We start from the raw sequence: 21,176 nt of genomic DNA, 5'->3' as shown, positions 1-21,176 counted from the left end.
TCTCAGGAGCTCTCGGCGCGTCGTTCGGCCGCCTCGGCCACGTTGCGCTGCATCCCGCCGAACACGATCCCGTGGAACGGCGCCACCGACCACCAGTAGGCCTGACCGCCGAGCCCGTGCGGGTGGAACAGGGCGCGCTGGGCGAAGTACGTGCGGTCCGGCCCCGACGCCTCGGACGGGTCCGGGCCGTCGTCGTCCGGGTCGGTGACCTCCGTGGCGGCCGAGTCGACCCGGAGCTCCAGCCACGCCAGGCCCGGCAGACGCATCTCGGCACGCAGCAGCAGCCGACGGCCCGGCTCGATCGCCTCGACGCGCCAGAAGTCCAGGGCGTCGTCGACCCGCAGGTGGTGCTCGTCGCGCCGGCCGCGGCGCAGACCCGGCCCTCCGACGAGCCTGTCCACCCAGCCGCGCGCCCGCCATGCCAGCGGCCACGAGTACCAGCCGCCACGGCCGCCGATCTCCTCGATGACCTGCCACAGCACCTGCGAGGGGGCGTCGACGACGGTGCGGCGCTCGTCCACGTACAGCGACCCCCCGGCCCAGTCGGGGTCGGTCGGCAACGGGTCCGACGGCGCGCCCGGCATCGACGCCGACGTCCAGCGGGTCGTCACCTCGCCGTCGTGGATGCGGGTCAGGGCGAGCTCGATGGCACCGTCGATCCCCAGGCGCCCCCCGGGCGGGTCGGGGACGAACCGCAGCACGTCGTCCTCGCGGCACACCACCTCGTGGACGAGGGACTCCACCAGCGGGCGTGCGATCCCGGACGGCACCGGCGTCACCAGGCCCACCCACAGGCTCGACAGGCGAGGGGTCAGCACCGGTACCCCGACGATCAGCCGTCGCGGCAGACCTGCCGCGTGCGCGTAGCGCTGCATCATCTGGCGGTAGGTGAGCACGTCCGGGCCGCCGATGTCGAAACCCCGCGAGACGTCGTCGGGCATCGACGCCGCCCCCACCAGGAAGCGCAGCACGTCACGGATCGCGATCGGCTGGATGCGGTTGTCCACCCAGCGCGGCGTCGTCATCGCGGGCAGGCGCTCGGTGAGGTAGCGCATCATCTCGAACGACGCCGACCCCGACCCGAGGATCACGGCGGCACGCAGCACCGTGGTCGGCACCCCGGAGGCCAGCAGGATCTCCTCGACCTCCTTGCGCGACGACAGGTGGGGCGACAGGTCGCCCTCCGGCACGTCGGGGTAGAGGCCGCCGAGGTAGACGATCCGCCCGACCCCGGCCTCGCGCGCCGCCCGGGCGAACGTCAGCGCGTTGCGCCGGTCCCGCGCCTCGAACGTGCGCCCGGTGCCCAGGGAGTGCACCAGGTAGTAGGCGACGTCGGCACCCTCCAGCGCGCTGCGGGTGGTGTCCAGGTCAGAGACGTCCGCCTCGACGGCCTCCACGTCGTCCGCCCACTCCCGGCCCGCCAGCCGGGCCGGGTTGCGCGTCAGGGCCCGCACCGTGAACCCGGCGTCCAGCAGCTCCGGCACGAGCCGGCCGCCCACGTACCCCGTCACGCCGGTGACCGCCGCCCTCATGACAGCAGCTCCAGGACGGCGGACTCCGCGGCCGATCTCGACCGGGTCGCCCCGATCGTGCGGCCGTGCTCCCACAGGTCGAACAACCGTGGGTCGACGTACGACGACCGCGTCACCGCGGGGGTGTTGCCGAGCTCCTCGGCGACGTCGCGCACCACGGCGGCGACCACACGCCGTCGGGCCCGCTCCGCCGTCGGCGGCGGCCCGGCCTCCGCCAGCGCGCGCGCCGCCAGCACCGTGGCGTGCCAGGTGCGGAAGTCCTTCGGGGTGGCGTCCTCACCGAGCCGGTCGCGCACGTCCGCCTGGACGTCCGCGCTCGTGACGTCGTGCCACCGGGCCCCGTCGGCCTCGTCACGCCACGCCAGGAGCTCGGTGCCGCCCCGGCGCCGCTTCAACGTGGAGACCAGGTCCGCGACCACGGGGTCCTCGACCAGCACGTCACGGACCTGCCCCGACTTCGCCGGGTACCGGAAGTGCACCGAGCCGTCCCGGTGCACGGTGGCGTGCTCCTTGCGGATCGTGGCCAGGCCGTAGCTGCGGTGCCGCTGCGCGTACACCTCGCCCCCCGCGCGGAAGTACGCCTCGTCGAGCAGCCGGAACGCCAGCGCCAGCGCCTTGGGGCGCGGCAGGCCGGGCATCCCCAGGTCACGGGTCACCCCCCGGCGGGCCACCGGCAGCCGACGTCCCACCTGGAGGACGTGGTCGTGCTTGGCGCGGGCACGACGACGCTGCCACTGCTCGTGGTAGAGGTACTGGCCGCGGCCGGCGTCGTCCCGGCCGAAGGCCTGCACGTGACCGTTCGCGAACCGGCAGATCCACACGTCGGACCACGCCGGCGGCACCGCGAGCCGGGTGCACCGGACGACCTCCTCGTCGTCGGTCAGCGGCAGGCCCTCGACGTCGAGGAACACCCAGCCCTCACCCTTCGGACGGCGGGAGTAACCGGGGGAGTCGACACGAACACGGCGCAGGCGCATGGCCACAGTCTGCGACCCGGTGACCCGTCGTGCAGGTCGTGCCGGTCGACCGGTGCTCGACCGGCGCCGGTCACCCCGGCAGCCGCACCATGCCCTCCTGGGCGATCGTCGCCACCAGGGCACCCGACCGGTCGTACACCCGGGCCAGACCCAGCCCCCGACCGCCCTGGGCCGCCGGCGACTCCTGGACGTACAGCAGCCAGGAGTCCGCTCGCGCGTCGCGGTGGAACCACATCGCGTGGTCCAGGCTCGCCATCGGCACCCGGCCCCCCACGTCCCGCCACGACGTCCCCGCCTGGCGGAGCACCGGCTCCAGCATGACCTGGTCGCAGCCGAACGCCAGCAGCGCACGGTGCAGCATCAGGTCGTCCGACTCGACCGGGCGGCGGGTGCGCATCCACACCATCTGCTCCGGACGCGGGTCCGTCGCCGCCCCCAGGTAGATCGACCCGCCCACGTGGGCCAGCTCGAACGCCGAGCCCTCGGTCCAGAACCGGGCCGCCGGATGGTCGACGCCCGCCAGCACGTCGAACGCCGACGGCACGTCCTCCGGTGCGGGCACGCCGTCCGGCATCGGCACGTGCGTCTCGTAGCCCGGCTGGTCCACCTGGAACGACGCCGTCAACGACAGGATCGGTCGCCCCGCCTGGATCGCGTGCGTCCGCCGGGCGCTGAACGACCGCCCGTCCCGCAGCCGTTCCACCGCGAAGTCGATCGGCTCCTCCAGGGTGCCCTCGCGCAGGAAGTACGCGTGCAGGGAGTGGGGGAGCCGGTCGTCGTCGACCGTGCGCCCGCACGCCAGCAGCGCCTGGGCGAGCACCTGGCCGCCGTAGACCCTGCGCGCCGGGCCGGGCACGGAGTCGCCGCGCAGGACGTCGTCCTCGCCGCGCGGGCCCCAGCCCTCCAGCCGGCGCAGGTCGAGTGCGGTCAGGAGGCGGCCCAGAGGGTCGGGGGAGTGCGTCACGCGGGATCCTCGCTCGAAAGTTCGCAGGGGGACGGCAGGTGCTGCGGGATGATGCTGCTGCGCATCATTCCTCGAAGGTGTTGAGCAGGCTGTGGGCCGCGCGCTCCAGGTAGTCCCACAGCTGGGACTCGTGGGCCGGGGCCAGGTCGAGGGCCACGACCGCGGCCCGCATGTGCGTCAGCCAGCGGTCGCGCGCGTCCGGGTTGACCTTGAAGGGCGCGTGCCGCATCCGCAGGCGCGGGTGGCCGCGCTGCTCGCTGTACGTCGTCGGACCGCCCCAGTACTGCTCGAGGAACATCGTCAGGCGCACCTTCGCCGGTCCCAGGTCCTCCTCGGGATACATGGGGCGCAGGACCTCGTCCGTCGCCACGCCCTCGTAGAACACGTCCACCAGGCGCACGAACGTGTCGTGGCCGCCGACGTCGTCGAAGAAGCTGGGGGTCGTCGTCACCCGCACATCCTCCCAGATCGGGCGGGGACGACGACGGTGGCGGACGTCACGTCGTCGCGGGCGGGGCCGTTCGGGTTAGGCTGGGTGCGGACCTGCAACGACGCGATCCGACACCTTCGTGACTGGGGAGAGACCGAATGAGCAAGGCGGAGAACATCCTCGAGGCGCTCGGCGGCAAGGCCAACGTGGTCGAGCTCGAGCCGTGCATCACCAGGCTGCGTGTTCAGGTGTCCGACCCGGCTCTCGTGGACGAGCTGGGTCTGAAGACGTCCGGTGCGTTCGGCGTGGTCCGGTCCGGCCGGGTGATCCAGGTGATCGTCGGCCCGGAGGCGGACAACCTGGCCGCGGAGCTCGACGGCCGGCTCGCCTCGGCCTGACACCTGGTCCCCGATGCCGCAGCGCCGGTCCGGAGCGCCGGCAGCTGCGCTGCGACACCTGACCGTCGACACCTGACCGTCGACACTTGACCGTCGACACCTGAGCAGCACCACGAGCTGGAACCGCGACGGCGGGTCGCGCCCTGCACCGGGCGTGGCCCGCCGTCGTCGTGTGTCCCGGCCCGTCAGCCCTCGTCGGGCTCGAGGATCGCGTCCGAGCGCAGGACGCCCGCGGCGAGCAGCTCGCGCTGCGAGGCCCGCAGCAGCTCGCGGGAGATCTCCCACTGCATCCCGGGCCGCACCTGGGCGAGCACCGTGAAGGCCATCGTGAAGTCCGAGACGGCGTCGACGCCGTTGCGCACCGCCGGCGGCTCGAGGAACTCGGCGGCGTAGGTCTCGTCCGCCGCCACGGCGTCGGCGGCGCGTCCGAGCGCCGCACGCACGAGGTCGACGTCGGTGTCGACCGGCACCCGGACCTCCGCCAGGGCGCGCGACCAGCGCTGAGTGCGGTTGCCGGCGCTGAGGATCTCGCCGTTGCGGACGTACCAGAGCGTGCCGTCCAGGCCGCGCACCTGCGTGATGCGGAGCTGGACCTCCTCCACGACGCCCTCGGCAGCACCCAGGACGACGACGTCGCCCACCCCGTACTGGTCCTCGATGAGGATGAGGATGCCCGAGATGAAGTCCCGGACCAGGGACTGGGCGCCGAAGCCGAGCGCGACGCCGGCGACCCCCGCGGTGGCCAGGAGCGGGGCGACGTTGACCCCGAGCTCACCCAGCACGGCCAGGAGCACCATGACGCCGACGGCGATGTTGGCCGTGGAGTTGAGCACCGAGCCGACCGTGCGGGCACGCTGGGCGCGTCGCTCGTGCGCCAGCGGGTTGGCCACGGCGATGGCGTCCTTGACGAGCGGCGCCTTGCGGAACCAGTCACGCCAGCTGCTCTGCGACTGACGTGGCGAACCGGTCGCGATGCGCTCCGTGACGTGGTTGATCACCCGACGCACCAGGACCAGCAGGACGATCCCCACCACGACGATGATGATCACGGCCAGCGGCCAGCCGGAGAACCACTCCCAGAACTCCGAACCCGCCCAGCCCGCGAGGTCCGAGGTCTGCTCCAGGATGTTCTCGCTCTGGGTGGGCTCGGGCTCCGGGGTGGAGGCGGACGGCAGGAACATGGTGGGTGTCGGGGTCAGCACGCACGCCACCGTAGCGTTCCCGCCCCGCGACGTGCAGGGGCCGTGGTGGGGCCCGTGGCCCGGTCCGCCGCTCGCGGCGGTGATCCACGCCGGGCCCGGTCGGTGCCCCGGTGCGGTGAAGATGGCAGGATCGTCTCGTGAGCATCCAGAAGAATCCCCAGGCCGTGGCCGACGACGCGGAGCCCGGCGCGCTGCACGAGCTCGCCGCCGCGCACGGGGTGCTCACCGAGTACCAGCAGTACGGCGGAGCCACGGCCCACGTGACCGACGCCACCCTGTCCGCGGTGCTCAACGCGCTCGGGGTGGCCGCCCGGACACCGGGCGAGGTGGCGCACAGCCTGCGCCGCGCACGCGACGAGGAATGGCGCACCGTCCTGCCCCCCACCGTCGTCGTCCGCCAGGGCACCGGCGTGCACGTCCCCGTCCACGTCAGCGACGGCGCGTCGGTCCACGTGTGGATCGAGGTGGAGGGCGCCGAACCCGAGGCGCGGCCCCACCAGGTGCGCCCTCGGCGCGACCTGGAGCAGGTCGACCTCCTGGTCGAGCCGCGCGACGTCGACGGACGCCGCGTCGGGCGGGCGACCTTCGTGGTTCCCTCCGACGTGCCGCTCGGCTGGCACACCCTGCACGCCCTGACCGAGGGCCACGAGACGAGCACCACCCTCGTGGTCACCCCCGCCCGCCTCGAGCTCGGGTCCGACCTCGGGCGCCACCAGGCCTGGGGGCTGCTCGCCCAGCTCTACTCCGTGCGCTCGCGCACCTCGTGGGGGATGGGGGACCTGGCCGACCTGGCGGACCTCGCCTGGTTGTCCGCGCACCGCGGCGGCGCCGACTTCGTGGCCGTCAACCCGCTGTCGGCCACCGAGCCGATCACGCCCGTGACGCCGTCGCCCTACCTGCCGACGTCGCGGCGGTTCGGCAGCCCGCTGTACATCCGTGTCGAGGACATCCTGGAGACGGCCTACCTGTCCGCCGCGGACCGCTCGCTGGTGGAGTGGGCGGCCGACCCCGTGCGAGACCTGGTCACCGACTCCGGGCCGATCGACCGCGACGCCGTCTGGGAGGCGAAGAAGGCGGCGCTCGAGGTGGTCCACACCGCCCCGCGTCGCGCCGCCCGGCAGGCCGCCTACGAGGACTTCGTCGCCGCCCAGGGCAAGGGGCTGCAGGACTTCGCCACCTGGTGCGCGCTCACCGAGGAGCTCGCCGGTGCGCCCTGGCCCGCCGACCTCGCCGACCCCGCCTCGCCCGCCGTCGCCGCCGCCCGGGACCGGCTCGCCGGACGGATCGACTTCTACTGCTGGATGCAGTGGGTGTTCGACGAGCAGAAGCACGGCGCCCAGCGCGCGGCGGTCGACGCCGGCATGCGGCTCGGGATCGTGCACGACCTCGCCGTCGGGGTGCACCCCGACGGAGCGGACGCCTGGGCCAACGCCGGCGTGCTGGCCCACGGCGTCGGCGTCGGCGCACCGCCCGACATGTACAACCAGCAGGGCCAGAACTGGTCGCAGCCGCCGTGGAACCCCCGCGCGCTCGCCCACGCCGGCTACGCGCCCTACCGGGACATGCTGCGGACCGTGCTGCAGCACGCCGGCGCCCTGCGCGTCGACCACATCCTCGGCCTGTTCCGCCTCTGGTGGGTGCCCGAGGGCATGAGCCCCACCGAGGGCGCCTACGTGCGCTACGACCACGACGCGCTGGTCGGCATCCTCTGCCTGGAGGCGCAGCGCGCCGGAGCCGTCGTCATCGGCGAGGACCTGGGCGTGTTCGAACCGTGGGTGCGGGACTATCTCGCCGACCGCGGCGTGCTCGGCACGTCCGTGTTCTGGTTCGAACGCACCGACGACCGCCCCACCCCGCCGGAGCACTACCGTCACCTCACCCTCGCCACCGTCGGCACCCACGACATGCCCCCCACCGCCGGCTACCTCGCCGGTGAGCACGTGGACCTGCGCGAGCGGCTCGGGCTCCTCAACGACGACGCCCAGATGCTCCGCTCCCGCGCACGCTCGGAACGCACCGGAGCGGTGATGGCGCTCGCCGAGCGCGGCCTCGTCGGGGACAACCCGTCCGAGCGGGAGGTCGTCGAGGGCCTGCACCGCTACCTGCGGCGCTCACCGGCCGCGCTCGTCGGTGCCCAGCTCGTCGACGCCGTCGGCGAGCGGCGCTCGCAGAACCAGCCCGGCACCGACACCGAGTACCCGAACTGGAAGGTGCCGCTGGGGGACTCCTCCGGTGCGCCGGTGCTCGTCGAGGACCTCCTGAAGAACGCCCGCCTGCAGTCGCTCTTCGCCGCGATGGCCTCCGGTCGCTAGCAGCGTGCGGACGACGACGGCCGGGTGACCTCGGGGTCACCCGGCCGTGGCCGTGCCGCCACTCAGACGGCGTCGGCCGCCTGGGCGTCGACCGCCTGGGCGTCGACCGCCTGGGCGGCGAGCGCACGCTCGGTACCGGCGAGGGCCTCGACGACCATGCGGCGCAGCGCCGCCGGCGCGTCGGGGTGGGCCTTCAGCCAGCCGCGCACCGTGTCGCGCAGCGCCGGGGACGCCAGCGGCGCCGGGTAGAGCCCCTCGATGAGCTCCTCGGCGATGTGGTAGCTGCGGCTCTCCCAGATGGGCAGGAGCGCGTCGACGTAGCGCTGGGCGAACGGCTCCAGGACGCTCGGGTCGACGACGTGCACGAAGCCCGCCGCCGTCGCCCGGATGATCGCGTTCGGGGCGTCGGCGTCGTCCACGACGGAGGCGAACGCCGCCGCCTTGCCGTCCGGCGTCGGCAGGGACGCCCGGGCGCGCGCGGCGGCCTGTCGGCCCGTGGCCGTGTCGTCCGCGGCCAGCGCCGTGTCGACCTCGGACCCGCCCGCGGCACCGAGGAGCACCAGGCTCTGCAGGAGCTCCCAGCGCAGGTCGGTGTCCACGCTGAGACCGTCCAGCAGGACGGACCCGTCGAACAGGCCCCGCAGCGGGGCCACGTGGTTCTCCGTGGAGGCCAGCGCCGCGAAGTACTTGACGAGCTGGAGCTGCAGGTCCGAACCTGCCTGCGCCTGCTGGGCGAGGGTCCACAGGGTGTCCCCGACGCGCTGCAGCGTCTGCGCGCGACGCTCCGGGGCCACGTAGGAGCGCGCCGCCAGGCCGAGCTGGGCCAGCGTGGTGCGCACCGTCGTCGACTCGGTCTCGGCGGCGATGTTGCCCAGCACCAGGTCGACGTACGACGACGCCGGCGTCTCGCCGTCGCGCACCGCGTCCCAGACGGAGCCCCAGACGAGCGAGCGGGCCAGCGGGTCGCTGATGCGCGAGAGGTGCTCGACGGCGAACGCGAGGGAGGCGTCGTCCAGCCGCACCTTGGCGTAGGCGAGGTCGTCGTCGTTGACCAGCACCAGGCCCGGCAGGTCCGCGCCCAGGAGCTCGGCGATCTCGGTGCGCTCCCCGGCGACGTCGACGTGCACCGACCGGGTGCGCACCACGGCTCCGTCGACGAGGTCGTAGAAGCCGATGCCGAGCCGGTGCGGGCGGATGGTGGGGTGGTCGGCGGCGGCGGACTGCTCGATCGCGAACGCGGTGACGCGGCCGGCGTCGTCCGTCTCGATCGCGGGGCGCAGGGTGTTCACCCCGGCGGTCTCCAGCCACGCCTTCGACCAGGCGGCGAGGTCGCGGCCGCTGGTGGCCTCCAGCTCGACCAGCAGGTCGGCGAGCACGGTGTTGCCCCACGCGTGCTTGCGGAAGTAGGCCGACACGCCCGCGACGAACTCCTCGCGACCCACCCAGGCGACGAGCTGCTTGAGCACCGAGGCACCCTTCGCGTAGGTGATCCCGTCGAAGTTGACCTGGACGTCCTCCAGGTCGTTGATCTCCGCGACGATCGGGTGCGTCGAGGGGAGCTGGTCCTGGCGGTACGCCCAGGTCTTCTCCATCGCGCTGAACGTGGTCCAGGCGGCCTCCCACTCGGTCGCCTCGGCGGTGGCGAGCGTGGAGACGTACTCGGCGAACGACTCGTTCAGCCACAGGTCGTTCCACCACTTCATGGTGACCAGGTCGCCGAACCACATGTGCGCCAGCTCGTGCAGGATCGTCACCACGCGGCGCTCGCGCACGGCGTCGGTCACCTTGGAGCGGAACACGTAGGACTCGGTGAACGTGACGCAGCCCGGGTTCTCCATCGCGCCCATGTTGTACTCGGGCACGAAGAGCTGGTCGTACTTGTCGAACGGGTACGGCACCCCGAAGGTGTCCTCGTAGAACGCCAGGCCCTGACGGGTCGTGGTCATGATGGCCTCGGCGTCGAGGTGCTCCGACAGCGACGAGCGGCAGAACACGCCCATCGGGATCGTGCGCCCGTCCGACGACGTCGCCTCGCCGCGCTCGACGGCGTACGGCCCGGCGACGAGCGCCACGAGGTAGGTCGAGATGCGCGGCGTGGGGCCGAACTCCCAGCGGGCGGCGTCCTGGCCGGGAGCGGTGGCGTGCTGCGCCGACGTGGGCTCGGGGGTGGGCTGGTTGGAGACGACCTGCCAGGCCGCGGGCGCGGTGACCGTGACCTGGAACGTCGACTTCAGGTCCGGCTGCTCGAACGTGGCGAACACGCGGCGGGCGTCGGGCACCTCGAACTGGGTGTAGAGGTAGACCTCCCCGTCGACCGGGTCGACGAACCGGTGCAGGCCCTCGCCGGTGTTCGTGTAGCCGCAGTCGGCGACGACGCGCACCTCGTTCTCGGCGGCCAGGTCGTCGAGCGCGATCCGCGAGTCCGCGAAGACCGTCGCGACGTCGAGCGTGCGCCCGTTGAGGACGATCTCGCGCACGGACGGCGCGACGAGGTCCAGGAACGTCGAGGCGCCGTCGACGGCGGAGAACCGGATCGTCGTCGTGGACGCGAAGGTCTCCGGGCCGGTGGTGAGGTCGAGGTCGATGACGTAGGACTCGACGGCGGTGACGACGTCGGCGCGGCCGATCGCCTCGGCGCGGGTCAGGTTCTCTCCGGGCACGGATGCTCCCTCGGGTCGGTGGTGGCCGCGAGGTCGCCGCGGCCCGCCGTCGATCATGCCACCTCCCGAGGTCGACGTCCGTCCCGCGAACGCGGCCTGCGCGCGGGTCCCGAGGCCCCCGCGGGTTCGACCCCTCACCGGGTGTCGTGACATCCTGCGCTGTGCGTGTCATCGTGTCGGCCGCCACGGCAGGTCCGACGCGGGAGGGAGCACACATGTCCGGCAACGTGCCGCCACCCCCGCCGCCCCGGCCTGCACCGCAGGACCGGGACGGAGCTTCGTCGCGCTCGCCCGAGGCCGCGGAACCGGTCCGGCAGGCGCCCCCGTCGTTCGCACCCGGTGCACCGGCGCGCAACCAGCACGCGCCGATCCCGCCCGCGCCGACGCAGGCCGGGCCAGCGCAGACTGGGCCGGCGCAGACTGGGCCGGTCGACGCCACGGCGACCCAGCCCTGGATGCAGCCGTCCCCGGCGCAGCCGCCCGCCGCCCAGGTGCCGCACCGCCAGCCGGTGTTCTCGGCGCCGCCGCAGCAGTACGGCTACGTGGCTGCACCGCAGGCCGCGGAGCCCGCCTACCAGCAGACCGCCTACCAGCAGCCGAGCCACCAGCCCGGCTACCAGCAGCCGAGCCACCAGCCCGGCTACCAGCAGCCGAGCCACCAGCCCGGCTACCAGCAGCCGAGCCACCAGCCCGCCTACCAGCAGCCGAGCCACCAGCCCGCCTACCAGCAGGCGCCGGCACCTGCCGACCCGCCCACGACCCAGAACCCCGCCGTGGGCAGGTCCCGGCGCAGGCTCACCCCGGGATGGATCGCGTTCATCGCGCTCGACGTGGTGCTCATCGTGGTCGTCGGGATCTTCGCCTTCAACGCGATCACCGGCCCGAGCCCCCAGGTCGCCCCCACCGGGGACGTCGCGGCCGCCGCGGACCCCAGCCAGGAGCCGGGCGACGAGGACGCCGACGCGGCAGCCGACCCGGGCGAACAGCTCGCCGAGTTCGCCTCGCCGTCGCGCAACATCACCTGCCAGTTCTTCGAGAACGCCGTCACGTGCGGCATCGCCGCGCTCGACCAGCAGCCGGCACCCGTCGAGAGCTGCGACGGCACCACCGGCTACGTGGTCACGCTCGACGCGGACGGTCAGGTGTCGCTGCCGTGCGTGGAGTCCGGCGACTCCCCGAAGAAGGCCTCCAAGAAGACCGACCAGGTGCCGTACGGCGAGTCGGTGACCGAGGGCGACTTCACCTGCGAGTCCCGTCAGGACGGCATGCACTGCGTGCACGACCCGTCGGGCAACGGCTTCTCGCTGGCGCGCGCCGGGATCGGCACCAACGGCTGACGCCCGCCGCCGTCACCAGATGTGCACGCGCTCCTCGGGCGGCAGGTAGAGCGCGTCGTCGGGGCCCACGCCGAACGCCGTGTAGAACTCGTCGACGTTGCGCACCACGCCGTTGCAGCGGAACTCGTTGGGGGAGTGGGGGTCGGTGGCGAGGCGTCGCACCATCTCCGCGTCGCGGCCCTTCGACTGCCACACCTGGGCCCAGCCGAGGAACACCCGCTGGGTGCCGGTCAGGCCGTCGACGACGGGCGCGTCGTCCAGCGGCCGGCCGAGCGCGATCCGGTAGGCGGCCAGGGCGATCGACAGGCCGCCGAGGTCGCCGATGTTCTCCCCGATGGTGAGCGACCCGTTGACCGTCGGGCCGTCCTCGCCGAGCTGGGCGGGGCGGTAGGAGTCGTACTGCTCGACCAGGGCCGTGGTGCGCTTCTCGAACTCCTGGCGGTCGGACTGCGTCCACCAGTCCTCCAGGCGGCCGGCGCCGTCGTACTTGGAGCCCTGGTCGTCGAACCCGTGACCGATCTCGTGGCCGATCACCGCACCGATGCCGCCGTAGTTGACGGCGTCGTCGGCCTGCGGGTCGAAGAACGGCGGCTGCAGGATCGCCGCGGGGAAGACGATCTCGTTCATGCCGGGGTTGTAGTAGGCGTTGACCGTCTGCGGGGTCATGAACCACTCGTCGCGGTCCAGGGGCCTGCCGATCTTGCCGAGCTCGCGGTCCTGCTCGAACGCGTGGGCGCGACGCACGTTGCCCACGAGGTCGTCCTCGACGACCTCGAGGGCCGAGTAGTCCTTCCAGCGGACCGGGTAGCCGACCTTGGGGGTGAACTGCTCCACCTTGTCGAGCGCGCGGGCGCGGGTGTCGTCGGTCATCCAGTCGAGGCCGGCGATGGACTCGCGGTACGCGGCCACGAGGTTCGCGACGAGCTCGTCCATGCGTTCCTTGTGGCTGGGCGGGAAGTGCCGCGCCACGTACTCCTGGCCGACGACCTCGCCGAGCGCGCCCTGGACGACGCTGACGCCGCGCTTCCAGCGCTCGCGGACCTCCTGGGCCCCGGACAGCGTGCGGCCGTAGAAGTCGAAGTTCGCCTCGACGACGGCGTCGGTCAGGTAGGGGGCGCGTGCCGTGACGAGGTGGTACGCGGCCCACAGCCGCCAGTCGGCGAGGTCGGCGCCGGTCCACAGCTCGGCGAAGCCGGTCGCGAAGGAGGGCTCGCGGACCACCAGGTCGTCCAGGGACCCGGCGGGGGCGCCGAGGGCCTGTGCCCAGGCGTGCCAGTCGAAGCCGGGAGCGGTCGCGGCGAGGTCGGCCAGCGTCATGGGGTTGTAGGTGGCGGTCGCGTCGCGGTCTCGCACCACGTCCCAGTGGTGGGCGGCGAGGCGGGTCTCCAGCGCGACGACGCGCCGGGCGGCGTCGGCCGGGCTCGCGCCCCAGGAGTCCTCGTCGACGCCGACGAGCCGGAGCATCCGCTCGACGTGCGGGGCGTACGCCGCGAGCACGGGGGCGTACTGCTCCTCGCGGTAGTAGGCCTCGTCGGGCAGCCCGAGGCCGCCCTGGACGAGGTAGACGACGTAGCGCTCGGGGTCCTTGGCATCGTTGTCGACGTACATGCCGACGACGCCGCCCCCACCGGTGCGCTCCAGCTCGCCGAGCACGCGCGTCAGGGCGGCGGTGTCGCCCGCGTCGCGGATCGCGGCGAGCTCGTCGGCGATCGGGTCCGTCCCGGCGGCCTCGATCCGGGCGGTGTCCATGAAGCTGGCGTACAGGGCGCCGACCTGGGCCTGCGGGCCGGTGGCCTCGCCGGCCCGCACGGCCTCGCCGGCGTCGACGATGATCTCGCGCACGTGCTCCTCGGCGGCGTCGTGCAGGACGCGGAACGCGCCGTCCATGGACCGGTCGGCGGGGATCTCGTGCGTGGCCAGCCAGCGCCCGTTGACGTGGCGGAACAGGTCGTCCTGGGGGCGGACGGCGTCGTCGAGGGCAGTCAGGTCGATGCCGGACCGCAGCCCGGTCGCGTCGGTCGTCATGGCGCCACGATACGCGCCCGGAGCACGTGCGTTCCGCCCGACGTGGGACGCTGCAGCACGCCGCCGCCCGATGTTGGACAATGGCTCTCATGCGTCTGCACATCGCCGCCGATCACGCCGGATTCGAGCTCAAGTCCCACCTCGTCGAGCACCTGACCGCCGCCGGTCACGACGTCGTCGACCACGGAGCCCACGACTACGACGCCCAGGACGACTACCCCGCGTTCTGCTTCGCCGCGGGCGAGGCCGTCGTGGCCGATCCCGGCTCGCTCGGCATCGTCATCGGCGGGTCCGGCAACGGTGAGCAGATCGCCGCCAACAAGGTGCCCGGCGTGCGCGCCGTCCTGGCCTGGTCGCTCGATACGGCGACGCTGGGCCGCCAGCACAACGACGCGAACGTGATCTCCGTCGGCGGCCGCCAGCACTCGCTGGCGGAGGCGACGTCCTTCGTGGACGCGTTCGTCGCCGAGCCGTTCTCCGGCGACGCCCGTCACCAGCGGCGCGTCGACCAGCTCGCCGCGTACGAGGCCGCACGGCCCGCCGCGTCCTGACGTGCCCGAGGGGCACACCGTCCACCGGCTGGCCCGGACCCTGACGACGCTGTTCGCCGGGCGCCGGCTCGCCGTCACCAGCCCGCAGGGCCGCTTCGCCGCCGGGGCCGCACTGCTCGACGGTGCGGTCCTGGTGCGCGCCGAGGCGTGGGGCAAGCAGCTCTTCTGCGGGTTCGCGCCGACGCCGCACGCCGAGGTGCAGCACTGGCTGCGCGTCCACCTCGGCCTGTACGGGGCGTGGACGTTCGCGGGCTCCGGGGACGACGTCGTGCACGCCATCGGTGCCCCGCGTCGCCGCATCGGGGAACGGGACTCGACACCGGTCGTCGTCGATGCGTCCGACGGTCCGTGGACGCCGCCGGCGCCGCGCGGTGCCGTGCGCGTGCGTCTCCTGGCGGACGACGCCGTCGCCGACCTCACCGGGCCCACGGCCTGCGAGGTCCTCACCGGGGCCGAGAAGTCGGCGGCCGAGGCGCGACTCGGTCCGGACCCGATCCGCCCCGACGGGGGACGGGCCTCGCTCGACGCCGCACGGGACGCCTTCGTGGACCGTGTGCGCCGCTCGCGGGTGACCGTGGGCCAGCAGCTCATGGACCAGGCCGTGGTGGCGGGCGTCGGCAACATCTACCGCGCCGAGGTCCTGTTCCGGGCCGGGTTGGACCCGCTGCGCCCGGGCCGCGACGTGCCCGCCGGGATCCTCGGTGCCGTCTGGGACGACCTCGTGGCGCTCATGAGGGACGGCGCGGACACCGGCCGGATCGTCACCACCCGGCCCGCCGACCGGGACGGCACGCGCGGCGTGCCCGACGTCCCGGACGGTGCCCGGCGCCGCACCCGGCAGAACACCGACGGCGATGCCGGTGCGGTGCCGGCGGACGAGGCCTTCTACGTCTACCACCGCGACGGCCTGGGGTGCCGCGTGTGCGGCACGCCGGTGGCAGTCGCGGACCTCGCGGGCCGGAACCTCTTCTGGTGCCCGTCCTGCCAGGCGTGACCGGCGCCGCGCGGCGGCCGCGGGTGGCTCAGAACACCCAGGAGCACACCGGGGCGACGGGCCACCCGAACGCGGTGCTCGCGGCGGCGAGCGCGCCCGGCGCACGCTCGGTCACGAGCCCTGCCGTCCCGAGCACCGCGAGGGACGTGCCGCCCAGGTAGGCCGCACCGAGCTCGCGGACGTCGAGGGCGAGGTCGGCCTCCGCCGCGGCGCCGTCGACCGGCTCGCACGACGCGGGGCCGAAGGCGGTGGCGCGCAACCGCCACACGCCGGCGTTGGCCGGCAGGCGCGCATCGGTGACCGCGAGCGTGACGTCGACGTCGGCGGCGTACTGCCGTCCGGCCAGCGCGACCGGCAGGTCCACGAGCCGCACCCACACGTTGTCGACCCGCTGCTGGGCCGCGGCGCGCGGGTTCTCCAGGAGGGTGAGGACGGGGTCGTCGGGCGCGAGGACGAACGTCCGGGTCTCGGTCATGAGGTCGAGGTCGACCAGCACGCCCCACAGCGCTCGCGCGGCCGCGGCGTCCAGGGCCACCGCCTCGTTCACCGACACCGTGCCGCTCGTCCCGGTCGGCAGCCACTCCAGCGTGCGGCGCAGCAGCGCGTACCCGCGCGGCTCGCCGCCATGCTCCACGACGACGATACGGCGCGGTTCCTGCCCGCCCCGGAAGGCCGGGGGGTCGTCCCAGAGGCGTGCCTGCAGCTCGTCGGTCTCGCGCGTCGCCCAGCCGGGACGGTTCACGCCGACGCCGCCGGGACCACGTCCGGCCGCGCGGTGCACGGCATCGACGAGCGCGCCGTGCCGCTCGGCGTCGGCGAGCTCGATGCGCACGGTGTGGTCCGCGGCACCGGGGACGTCGCGCAGCCGCGCCCCGCGGGGGATGGTCAGTCGGACGTCGTCGGCTGCCTTGCCGTACCCGAACCGGCCGTAGATGGCGTACTCGGCGGCGAACAGCGCCGACAACGCCTCCCCCCGCTCGCGGCACCGCGCCAGGTGACGGTCGATCATCGCCGTCGCCAGCCCGCGGCGCCGGTGCTGCGGATGGACGCCGACCCAGGTGAGCCCCGCGGTCGGCAGGGTGGCGCCCGGCACCTCGAAGCGGGAGAACGGGTACGACGAGTGGATCGCGGCGAGCGAGACCTCGCCGTCGTCGCCGGTCACCTCCACCCCGACGGTGCGCTCCCACGTCAGCGGGGACGGCAGCGCGTCGTGGTCCTCGAGGGGGACTCCGGTGGGGAACGCCCACGCGTCGAGCCGGGCCGCGGCGGCCTTGTCGGCCGGGTCCAACGTCCGGAAGCGGTACCCGGGGGGCAGGTGCGGGGTGTCCATGACCTGATCCTGGGCCGGGGGGCGGGTCCCGCGCCACCGGATTTCACCCCGCGACGCCCCGCCGTGGGCGGCTGGTGCGATAGTCGGGCCATGACGTCGCGCCCGCTGCCACCGACCGACCGGCCGACCCCGGCCGAGGAGTACCTCGGCGAGGTGCTCGCCGTCGTCGAGCAGGTGCCGGCCGGCCGGGCGACGACCTACGGGATCGTGGCCGACGCCGTGGCCGACGTGCTCGGCCGCGGCGGGCCGCGTCAGGTCGGGCAGGTGATGGCCCGCGCCGGGTCGGGCGTGCCGTGGTGGCGGGTGGTCAACGCCGCAGGCTCGCCCCCGGCGCGTCACCTCGACCGTGCGCTGGCCGAGCTGCGGGCCGAGGGCTGCCCGCTCACCCGGGACGGGCGCCGCGTGGACCTGCGGCGTGCCGTCTGGCTGCCCTGAGCCTGCCGCCGACGTCGCGGCGTGCTCATCGCAGTCCTGGTGCCGCAGCCTGACGTGGAAGCCCCGGTTCCGCAGCCCCGGCTCCGTGGCCGTCGCTCCGCGGATCGGCGGCGGGGGAGCGGTCAGGCCCCGAGCAGCGCCGCCACCGAGGCGGGGTCGCCCTGGGCCAGCAGCGTGGTCAGCGCGGTGCCCTCCCAGCGGGCCAGGTCGGCGCGCACCTTCTCGGCCGGGCCCACCAGCGCGATCTCCTCGACCATCTCGGTGGGGACCGCCCGGGCCGCGTCCTCCTTGCGGCCCGCCAGGTAGAGCCGCTGCACCTCGTCGGTCACCTCGCCGTAGCCGAGACGGTCGAGGGACGCCTTGTGGAAGTTCGCCTCCTTGGAGCCCATCCCGCCCGCGTACAGCGCGATGTGGGGGCGCACCACGTCCGCCGCCTCCTCGACGTCGTCGCGCACGACGACGGGGATGGTGGCGGCGACCTCGAAGTCCGCCGGGTCGGAGCGCTCCTCGGCGCGCCGCGCGAACCCGTCGGCGAGCAGCTCCCGCTGCTCCGCGTCGGCCCGGGGCGCGTAGAAGCCGGCCATCCAGCCGTCCGCGATCTCGGCCGCCAGGGCGACGTTCTTCGGGCCCTGCGCGGCCAGGACGATCGGCACCTCGCGCAGGGGGTGCACCGTCGACCTGAGCGGCCGGCCGAGGCCGGTGGCCCCCGGCGTCTCAGGGCCCACGGGCAGCGTGTAGAACTCGCCGTCGTACGTCACGGGGCGCTCGCGGGCGATGACCTCGCGGACGATCTCGACGAACTCGCGGGTGCGGGCGAGCGGGCGGCGGTAGGGCTGGCCGTACCAGCCCTCGACGACCTGCGGCCCGGAGGCGCCGAGCCCGAGCACGAAGCGACCGCCCGAGAGGTGGTCGAGCGTGAGGGCGTGCATGGCGGTGGCGGTGGGGGTGCGGGCCGCCATCTGGGCGATCCCGGTGCCGAGTCGCAGCCGTGAGGTGTGCGATCCCCACCAGGCCAGGGGTGTGAAGGCGTCGGAGCCGTAGGCCTCGGCCGTCCAGACCGAGTCGAGGCCGGCGGCCTCGGCGCGCTGCAGCATCTCCACGATCCCCGTCGGCGGCCTGCGGGACCAGTAGCCGGTCTGGATGCCGATGCGCAGCGTGGTCATGGGTCTCCTCGTCGAGCGGTTTACCTGAGACGTGGCGTCGCAGGCACCTCGCACCCTATCCGACGTGCGCGGGGAGACGCTGTCTCGCACGCTGGGGATCGTGACCACCTACGACGACGTCGCCCGTCTCGCTCGCCCTGCCCGGCACCGACGAGGGCTCCTCGCGCGGGTGGCGGGTCTGGCGCGTGGGCGGGCGCATGTTCGTCTGGGAGCGGCCGTTCTCCCAGGCCGACCTGCGGCGGTACGGGGACGACCCCGTGCCCGCCGGGCCGATCCTCGCCGCCGCCGTGGACGGCCTCGACGAGAAGGACGCCGTCCTGGCGTCGCTGCCCGGCTCGCACTTCACCATCCCTCACCTGGACGGCTTCGCCGCCGTGCTCGTGCGCCTCGACGTCGTCCCCGAGGCCGTGCTGGCCCGGACCGTCGAGGACGCCTGGTACGCCCGCGCCCCCCGACGGCTCGCCGAGACCCGTCGGCCCTCGACCGGCGAGGCCTGAGCGCGACCTGAGGCAGTGCGCGACCGGAGACAGGCGATCGGGGGGCGTGCGCGACGGCCGGTCAGGACCGGGCGCGATCGGCGACGGTGTTGAGCAGCGCGGCGGCCTCGGCGGCGTCGTCCACGGTGACCACGAAGACGCGGTCACCGGTGCGTTCCACCGTCAACGCGTCGCCGGTGCGCAGCACCACGCCGACGCTGCGCCGGTCGAACCCGGCACGCCAGCCCCAGCCGCCGAAGTCGCCCAGCGGGTTCACCTGGGTCACCGAGGCCCGCACGACCTCGTCGGCGGGGACGTGCGTCCGGGGCCACCCGAGCACCGACCGGACGCGGAGCCCGTCGGTGTCGATGCGGGCCGTGAACGCCAGGACGGCGGCGAGCAGGACGACGACCGACGCCGCGGGGATCAGCAGCACCCACAGCCGGGTCAGCACCGCGCCGGCCACCATGCCGCCCGCGACGGCGACCGACACCACGAGGCCGGTGGTCCCGACGCCGATGCTGGCGGTCCACACCGGCTCCTGGCCCGGGGCCAGGGCGGCCCGCGGCGCGTCGGCCGGCACGGGGTCGGCGGTCGGGCGGTGCGGGTCGCCGGGGACCAGTGCGGCGGCGATGATCGCGGGCACCACGGGTGCCAGGAGCACCAGCGCGAGCAGCCAGCCCGGCATCGTCGCCTGCGAACCGTCCGCGAGGTCGCGCTGCGGCGCCAGGGAGAGCATCAGTGCCGCGCCCAGCCCGCCCGACCAGACGATCGCCCCCGCCAACGTGCGACGCACCGACGCGTTCCGCCCGAGCGCGAGGCACAGACCGGCGAACAGCACCGTCATCGCCACCGCGGTGAGGGTGGCGAAGAGCACGAACTCCTCGACGCTCTGGGTGTCGTCCACCGTCCCGGTGCCGTCCCAGTGGGAGCCCACCCGGGCCGGGAGGTCGTCGCGCCAGGACAGCGTGACGGCCGCGGCCGCCCCCGTCAGGAGCAGGCCCACGACCGTCGACCACCAGGCCGCGGACCGTGCTCGTCGCCGCCAGTCGTCGTCGTGCAGGGGCATCGCCGGGTGGGCCTTTCGTCGAGGTGATGGTGGGTGAGCTCAGCGTGTGCGGGTGGCGCGGGAGGCGGACGACAGGGCCCGCGCCGCGCCCGCGGCGTCGTCGACCGTGACCACCACGGGTGCGTCGTCGCGCCGGTCGACGGTCAGTGCCTCGCCGTCTCGCAGCACGACGCCGCGCACCTCGCCGGGGTTGGTGCGCCAGCCGTGGCCCCCGAAGTCCGTCAGGGGCGAGACGTGCGTCCGTACCTCCGCGCGCAGGACGTCGCGGGCGGGCACGTGCAGGCGGGGCCGGCCGATCATCGCGCGCACGGTGAGGCCGCTCGCGTCGATGCGGACGTCGACGACGGAGCGCATGAGGTTGACGCCCATCACCACCGGCACGACCAGGAGGATCCAGGCCTGCAGCCACACGGCGGCGACGGCGATCACGGCCAGTGCCCCGACGACCCAGCGCGTACCGCGGGGGACGACCCGTTGGTGCCAGGCGCCGTCGGGCAAGGAGTCGGACAACAGCGGCCTCCGGCTGCGCAGTCGATGGCAGGAGCAGGGTAAGTGGTGCGGAGCGCCATTGCACCGCACCGCCTTCCTTTCTAGTGGTAGGCAAGGATCCCTACAAGGTTCGTTGCCGAATCGCAATCACCGGATACGGCGCGGGGGCCGTGCGACGGGTCGCACGGCCCCCGTGGCCGAGTCAGATGACGTACTCGAGCAGCTCCGAGGCGTCCTCGACGTGCTGACCGTGGTCCGGTCGATGGCCCGGCGCACGGACCTGCGCCGGGACGCCCACCGCGACCATCCCCGTGGGGACGTCCTTGGTGACCACCGCGTTCGCGCCGATCTGTGCGTCGTCCGCGATCCACAGGGGGCCGAGCACCTTGGCGCCCGCCCCGACCATGACGCGGTCCCCGAGGGTGGGGTGCCGCTTGCCGTGGGTCATCGAGCGCCCTCCCAGCGTGGAGCCGTGGAAGAGCACGCAGTCGTCGCCGATCACCGTCGTCGCACCGATCACGACGCCCATGCCGTGGTCGATGAACAGGCGTCGGCCGATCCTCGCCCCGGGGTGGATCTCGATCCCGGTCAGCCATCGCGCGAGCTGGGACACCAGCCGGGCCGGCAGCCGCAGGCCCGGCCGGTGCCACATCCGGTGCGTCAGCCGGTGCGCCCACAGTGCGTGGACGCCCGGATAGCCCAGCGCGACCTCGATCCTGCTGCGCGCCGCCGGGTCGTGGGCGTGCGCTGCCCCGAGATCCTCGACGAGGATCTCCAGCAGGTGGCGCAGACCCGGCCGGTGCCCGGCAGGCATCGGGTGATCCGTGGCGTC

At 74.1% G+C, this 21,176-nt stretch carries 19 protein-coding genes; 7 read left to right on the top strand and 12 right to left on the bottom strand.

Annotation, left to right across the window (positions count from 1 at the left end):
- Positions 1–2: 2 nt before the first annotated feature.
- From ACNHYB_RS05560 to ACNHYB_RS05545, 4 genes are all read right to left on the bottom strand, one after another.
- The gene (locus ACNHYB_RS05560; RefSeq protein WP_418277409.1) at positions 3–1,532 is read right to left on the bottom strand and encodes an SDR family oxidoreductase; all 1,530 of its coding nucleotides are present in this window, start codon (positions 1,530–1,532) and stop codon (positions 3–5) included.
- Positions 1,529–2,509: a DNA topoisomerase IB gene (locus ACNHYB_RS05555; RefSeq protein WP_418277408.1), complete on the bottom strand. Its 981-nt coding sequence runs from the start codon at positions 2,507–2,509 to the stop codon at positions 1,529–1,531. Before ACNHYB_RS05555 ends, ACNHYB_RS05560 begins: the two co-directional genes overlap by 4 nt.
- 70 nt (positions 2,510–2,579) lie before the next feature.
- Positions 2,580–3,473, bottom strand: coding sequence for an acyl-CoA thioesterase (locus ACNHYB_RS05550; RefSeq protein WP_418277407.1), 894 nt, complete (start codon positions 3,471–3,473; stop codon positions 2,580–2,582).
- Positions 3,474–3,537: 64 nt separating this feature from the next.
- Positions 3,538–3,924, bottom strand: a complete 387-nt coding sequence (locus ACNHYB_RS05545; RefSeq protein ID WP_418277406.1) for a globin — start codon at positions 3,922–3,924, stop codon at positions 3,538–3,540.
- Positions 3,925–4,061: 137 nt separating this feature from the next.
- Here ACNHYB_RS05545 and ACNHYB_RS05540 point away from each other — a divergent pair, with 137 nt between their 5' ends.
- Positions 4,062–4,301 (top strand): glucose PTS transporter subunit EIIB, encoded by a 240-nt coding sequence (locus ACNHYB_RS05540; RefSeq protein WP_418277405.1) that lies wholly within the window; start codon positions 4,062–4,064, stop codon positions 4,299–4,301.
- Positions 4,302–4,486: 185 nt separating this feature from the next.
- On the opposite strand, the gene ACNHYB_RS05535 is transcribed toward ACNHYB_RS05540, so the two are convergent.
- Complete coding sequence (locus tag ACNHYB_RS05535; protein ID WP_418277404.1) at positions 4,487–5,503, bottom strand: mechanosensitive ion channel family protein; 1,017 nt, start codon at positions 5,501–5,503, stop codon at positions 4,487–4,489.
- A 137-nt stretch (positions 5,504–5,640) separates the two neighbouring features.
- Between ACNHYB_RS05535 and malQ the strand changes: the two genes are divergently transcribed.
- On the top strand, positions 5,641–7,815 hold the full coding sequence (malQ, locus tag ACNHYB_RS05530) for a 4-alpha-glucanotransferase (protein ID WP_418277403.1): 2,175 nt from the start codon (positions 5,641–5,643) through the stop codon (positions 7,813–7,815).
- A 62-nt stretch (positions 7,816–7,877) separates the two neighbouring features.
- On the opposite strand, the gene pepN is transcribed toward malQ, so the two are convergent.
- Positions 7,878–10,475, bottom strand: coding sequence for an aminopeptidase N (gene pepN / locus ACNHYB_RS05525; protein WP_418277402.1), 2,598 nt, complete (start codon positions 10,473–10,475; stop codon positions 7,878–7,880).
- A 455-nt stretch (positions 10,476–10,930) separates the two neighbouring features.
- Between pepN and ACNHYB_RS05520 the strand changes: the two genes are divergently transcribed.
- On the top strand, positions 10,931–11,812 hold the full coding sequence (locus ACNHYB_RS05520; protein WP_418277401.1) for a hypothetical protein: 882 nt from the start codon (positions 10,931–10,933) through the stop codon (positions 11,810–11,812).
- Positions 11,813–11,824: 12 nt separating this feature from the next.
- Here ACNHYB_RS05520 and ACNHYB_RS05515 read toward each other — a convergent pair whose 3' ends face one another.
- Positions 11,825–13,837 carry a M13 family metallopeptidase gene (locus ACNHYB_RS05515; RefSeq protein WP_418277400.1) on the bottom strand — a complete coding sequence of 671 codons (2,013 nt, stop codon included), beginning with the start codon at positions 13,835–13,837 and terminating at the stop codon, positions 11,825–11,827.
- An 89-nt stretch (positions 13,838–13,926) separates the two neighbouring features.
- Between ACNHYB_RS05515 and ACNHYB_RS05510 the strand changes: the two genes are divergently transcribed.
- Complete coding sequence (locus ACNHYB_RS05510) at positions 13,927–14,388, top strand: ribose-5-phosphate isomerase (RefSeq protein WP_418277399.1); 462 nt, start codon at positions 13,927–13,929, stop codon at positions 14,386–14,388.
- Between the two features lies 1 nt (position 14,389).
- Complete coding sequence (locus ACNHYB_RS05505; RefSeq protein ID WP_418277398.1) at positions 14,390–15,382, top strand: Fpg/Nei family DNA glycosylase; 993 nt, start codon at positions 14,390–14,392, stop codon at positions 15,380–15,382.
- A 28-nt stretch (positions 15,383–15,410) separates the two neighbouring features.
- Here the strand turns inward: ACNHYB_RS05505 and ACNHYB_RS05500 are convergent, their stop codons facing one another.
- Entirely contained in the window at positions 15,411–16,712 is a 1,302-nt protein-coding gene (locus ACNHYB_RS05500; RefSeq protein ID WP_418277397.1) for a GNAT family N-acetyltransferase, read from the bottom strand.
- 90 nt (positions 16,713–16,802) lie between these two features.
- On the opposite strand from ACNHYB_RS05500, the gene ACNHYB_RS05495 reads away from it, so the two are divergent.
- Entirely contained in the window at positions 16,803–17,147 is a 345-nt protein-coding gene (locus ACNHYB_RS05495) for an MGMT family protein (RefSeq protein ID WP_418277396.1), read from the top strand.
- Between the two features lie 122 nt (positions 17,148–17,269).
- Here the strand turns inward: ACNHYB_RS05495 and ACNHYB_RS05490 are convergent, their stop codons facing one another.
- On the bottom strand, positions 17,270–18,301 hold the full coding sequence (locus ACNHYB_RS05490) for an LLM class F420-dependent oxidoreductase (RefSeq protein WP_418277999.1): 1,032 nt from the start codon (positions 18,299–18,301) through the stop codon (positions 17,270–17,272).
- 194 nt (positions 18,302–18,495) lie between these two features.
- On the opposite strand from ACNHYB_RS05490, the gene ACNHYB_RS05485 reads away from it, so the two are divergent.
- Positions 18,496–18,807: a hypothetical protein gene (locus ACNHYB_RS05485; protein WP_418277395.1), complete on the top strand. Its 312-nt coding sequence runs from the start codon at positions 18,496–18,498 to the stop codon at positions 18,805–18,807.
- 61 nt (positions 18,808–18,868) lie between these two features.
- Here ACNHYB_RS05485 and ACNHYB_RS05480 read toward each other — a convergent pair whose 3' ends face one another.
- The 3 genes from ACNHYB_RS05480 to epsC form a co-directional block, all read right to left on the bottom strand.
- Positions 18,869–19,855: a DUF1648 domain-containing protein gene (locus ACNHYB_RS05480; RefSeq protein ID WP_418277394.1), complete on the bottom strand. Its 987-nt coding sequence runs from the start codon at positions 19,853–19,855 to the stop codon at positions 18,869–18,871.
- Between the two features lie 39 nt (positions 19,856–19,894).
- A complete protein-coding gene (locus tag ACNHYB_RS05475) occupies positions 19,895–20,365 on the bottom strand; it encodes a hypothetical protein (protein ID WP_418277393.1) in 471 nt (156 codons plus the stop codon).
- A gap of 181 nt (positions 20,366–20,546) precedes the next feature.
- Positions 20,547–21,158 carry a serine O-acetyltransferase EpsC gene (epsC, locus tag ACNHYB_RS05470; protein ID WP_418277392.1) on the bottom strand — a complete coding sequence of 204 codons (612 nt, stop codon included), beginning with the start codon at positions 21,156–21,158 and terminating at the stop codon, positions 20,547–20,549.
- Positions 21,159–21,176: the final 18 nt, after the last annotated feature.

It is taken from the genome of Isoptericola jiangsuensis (assembly GCF_048320105.1).
Taxonomy (GTDB): domain Bacteria; phylum Actinomycetota; class Actinomycetes; order Actinomycetales; family Cellulomonadaceae; genus Isoptericola; species Isoptericola jiangsuensis_A.
This window is presented reverse-complemented; position numbering and strand designations above follow the sequence as displayed.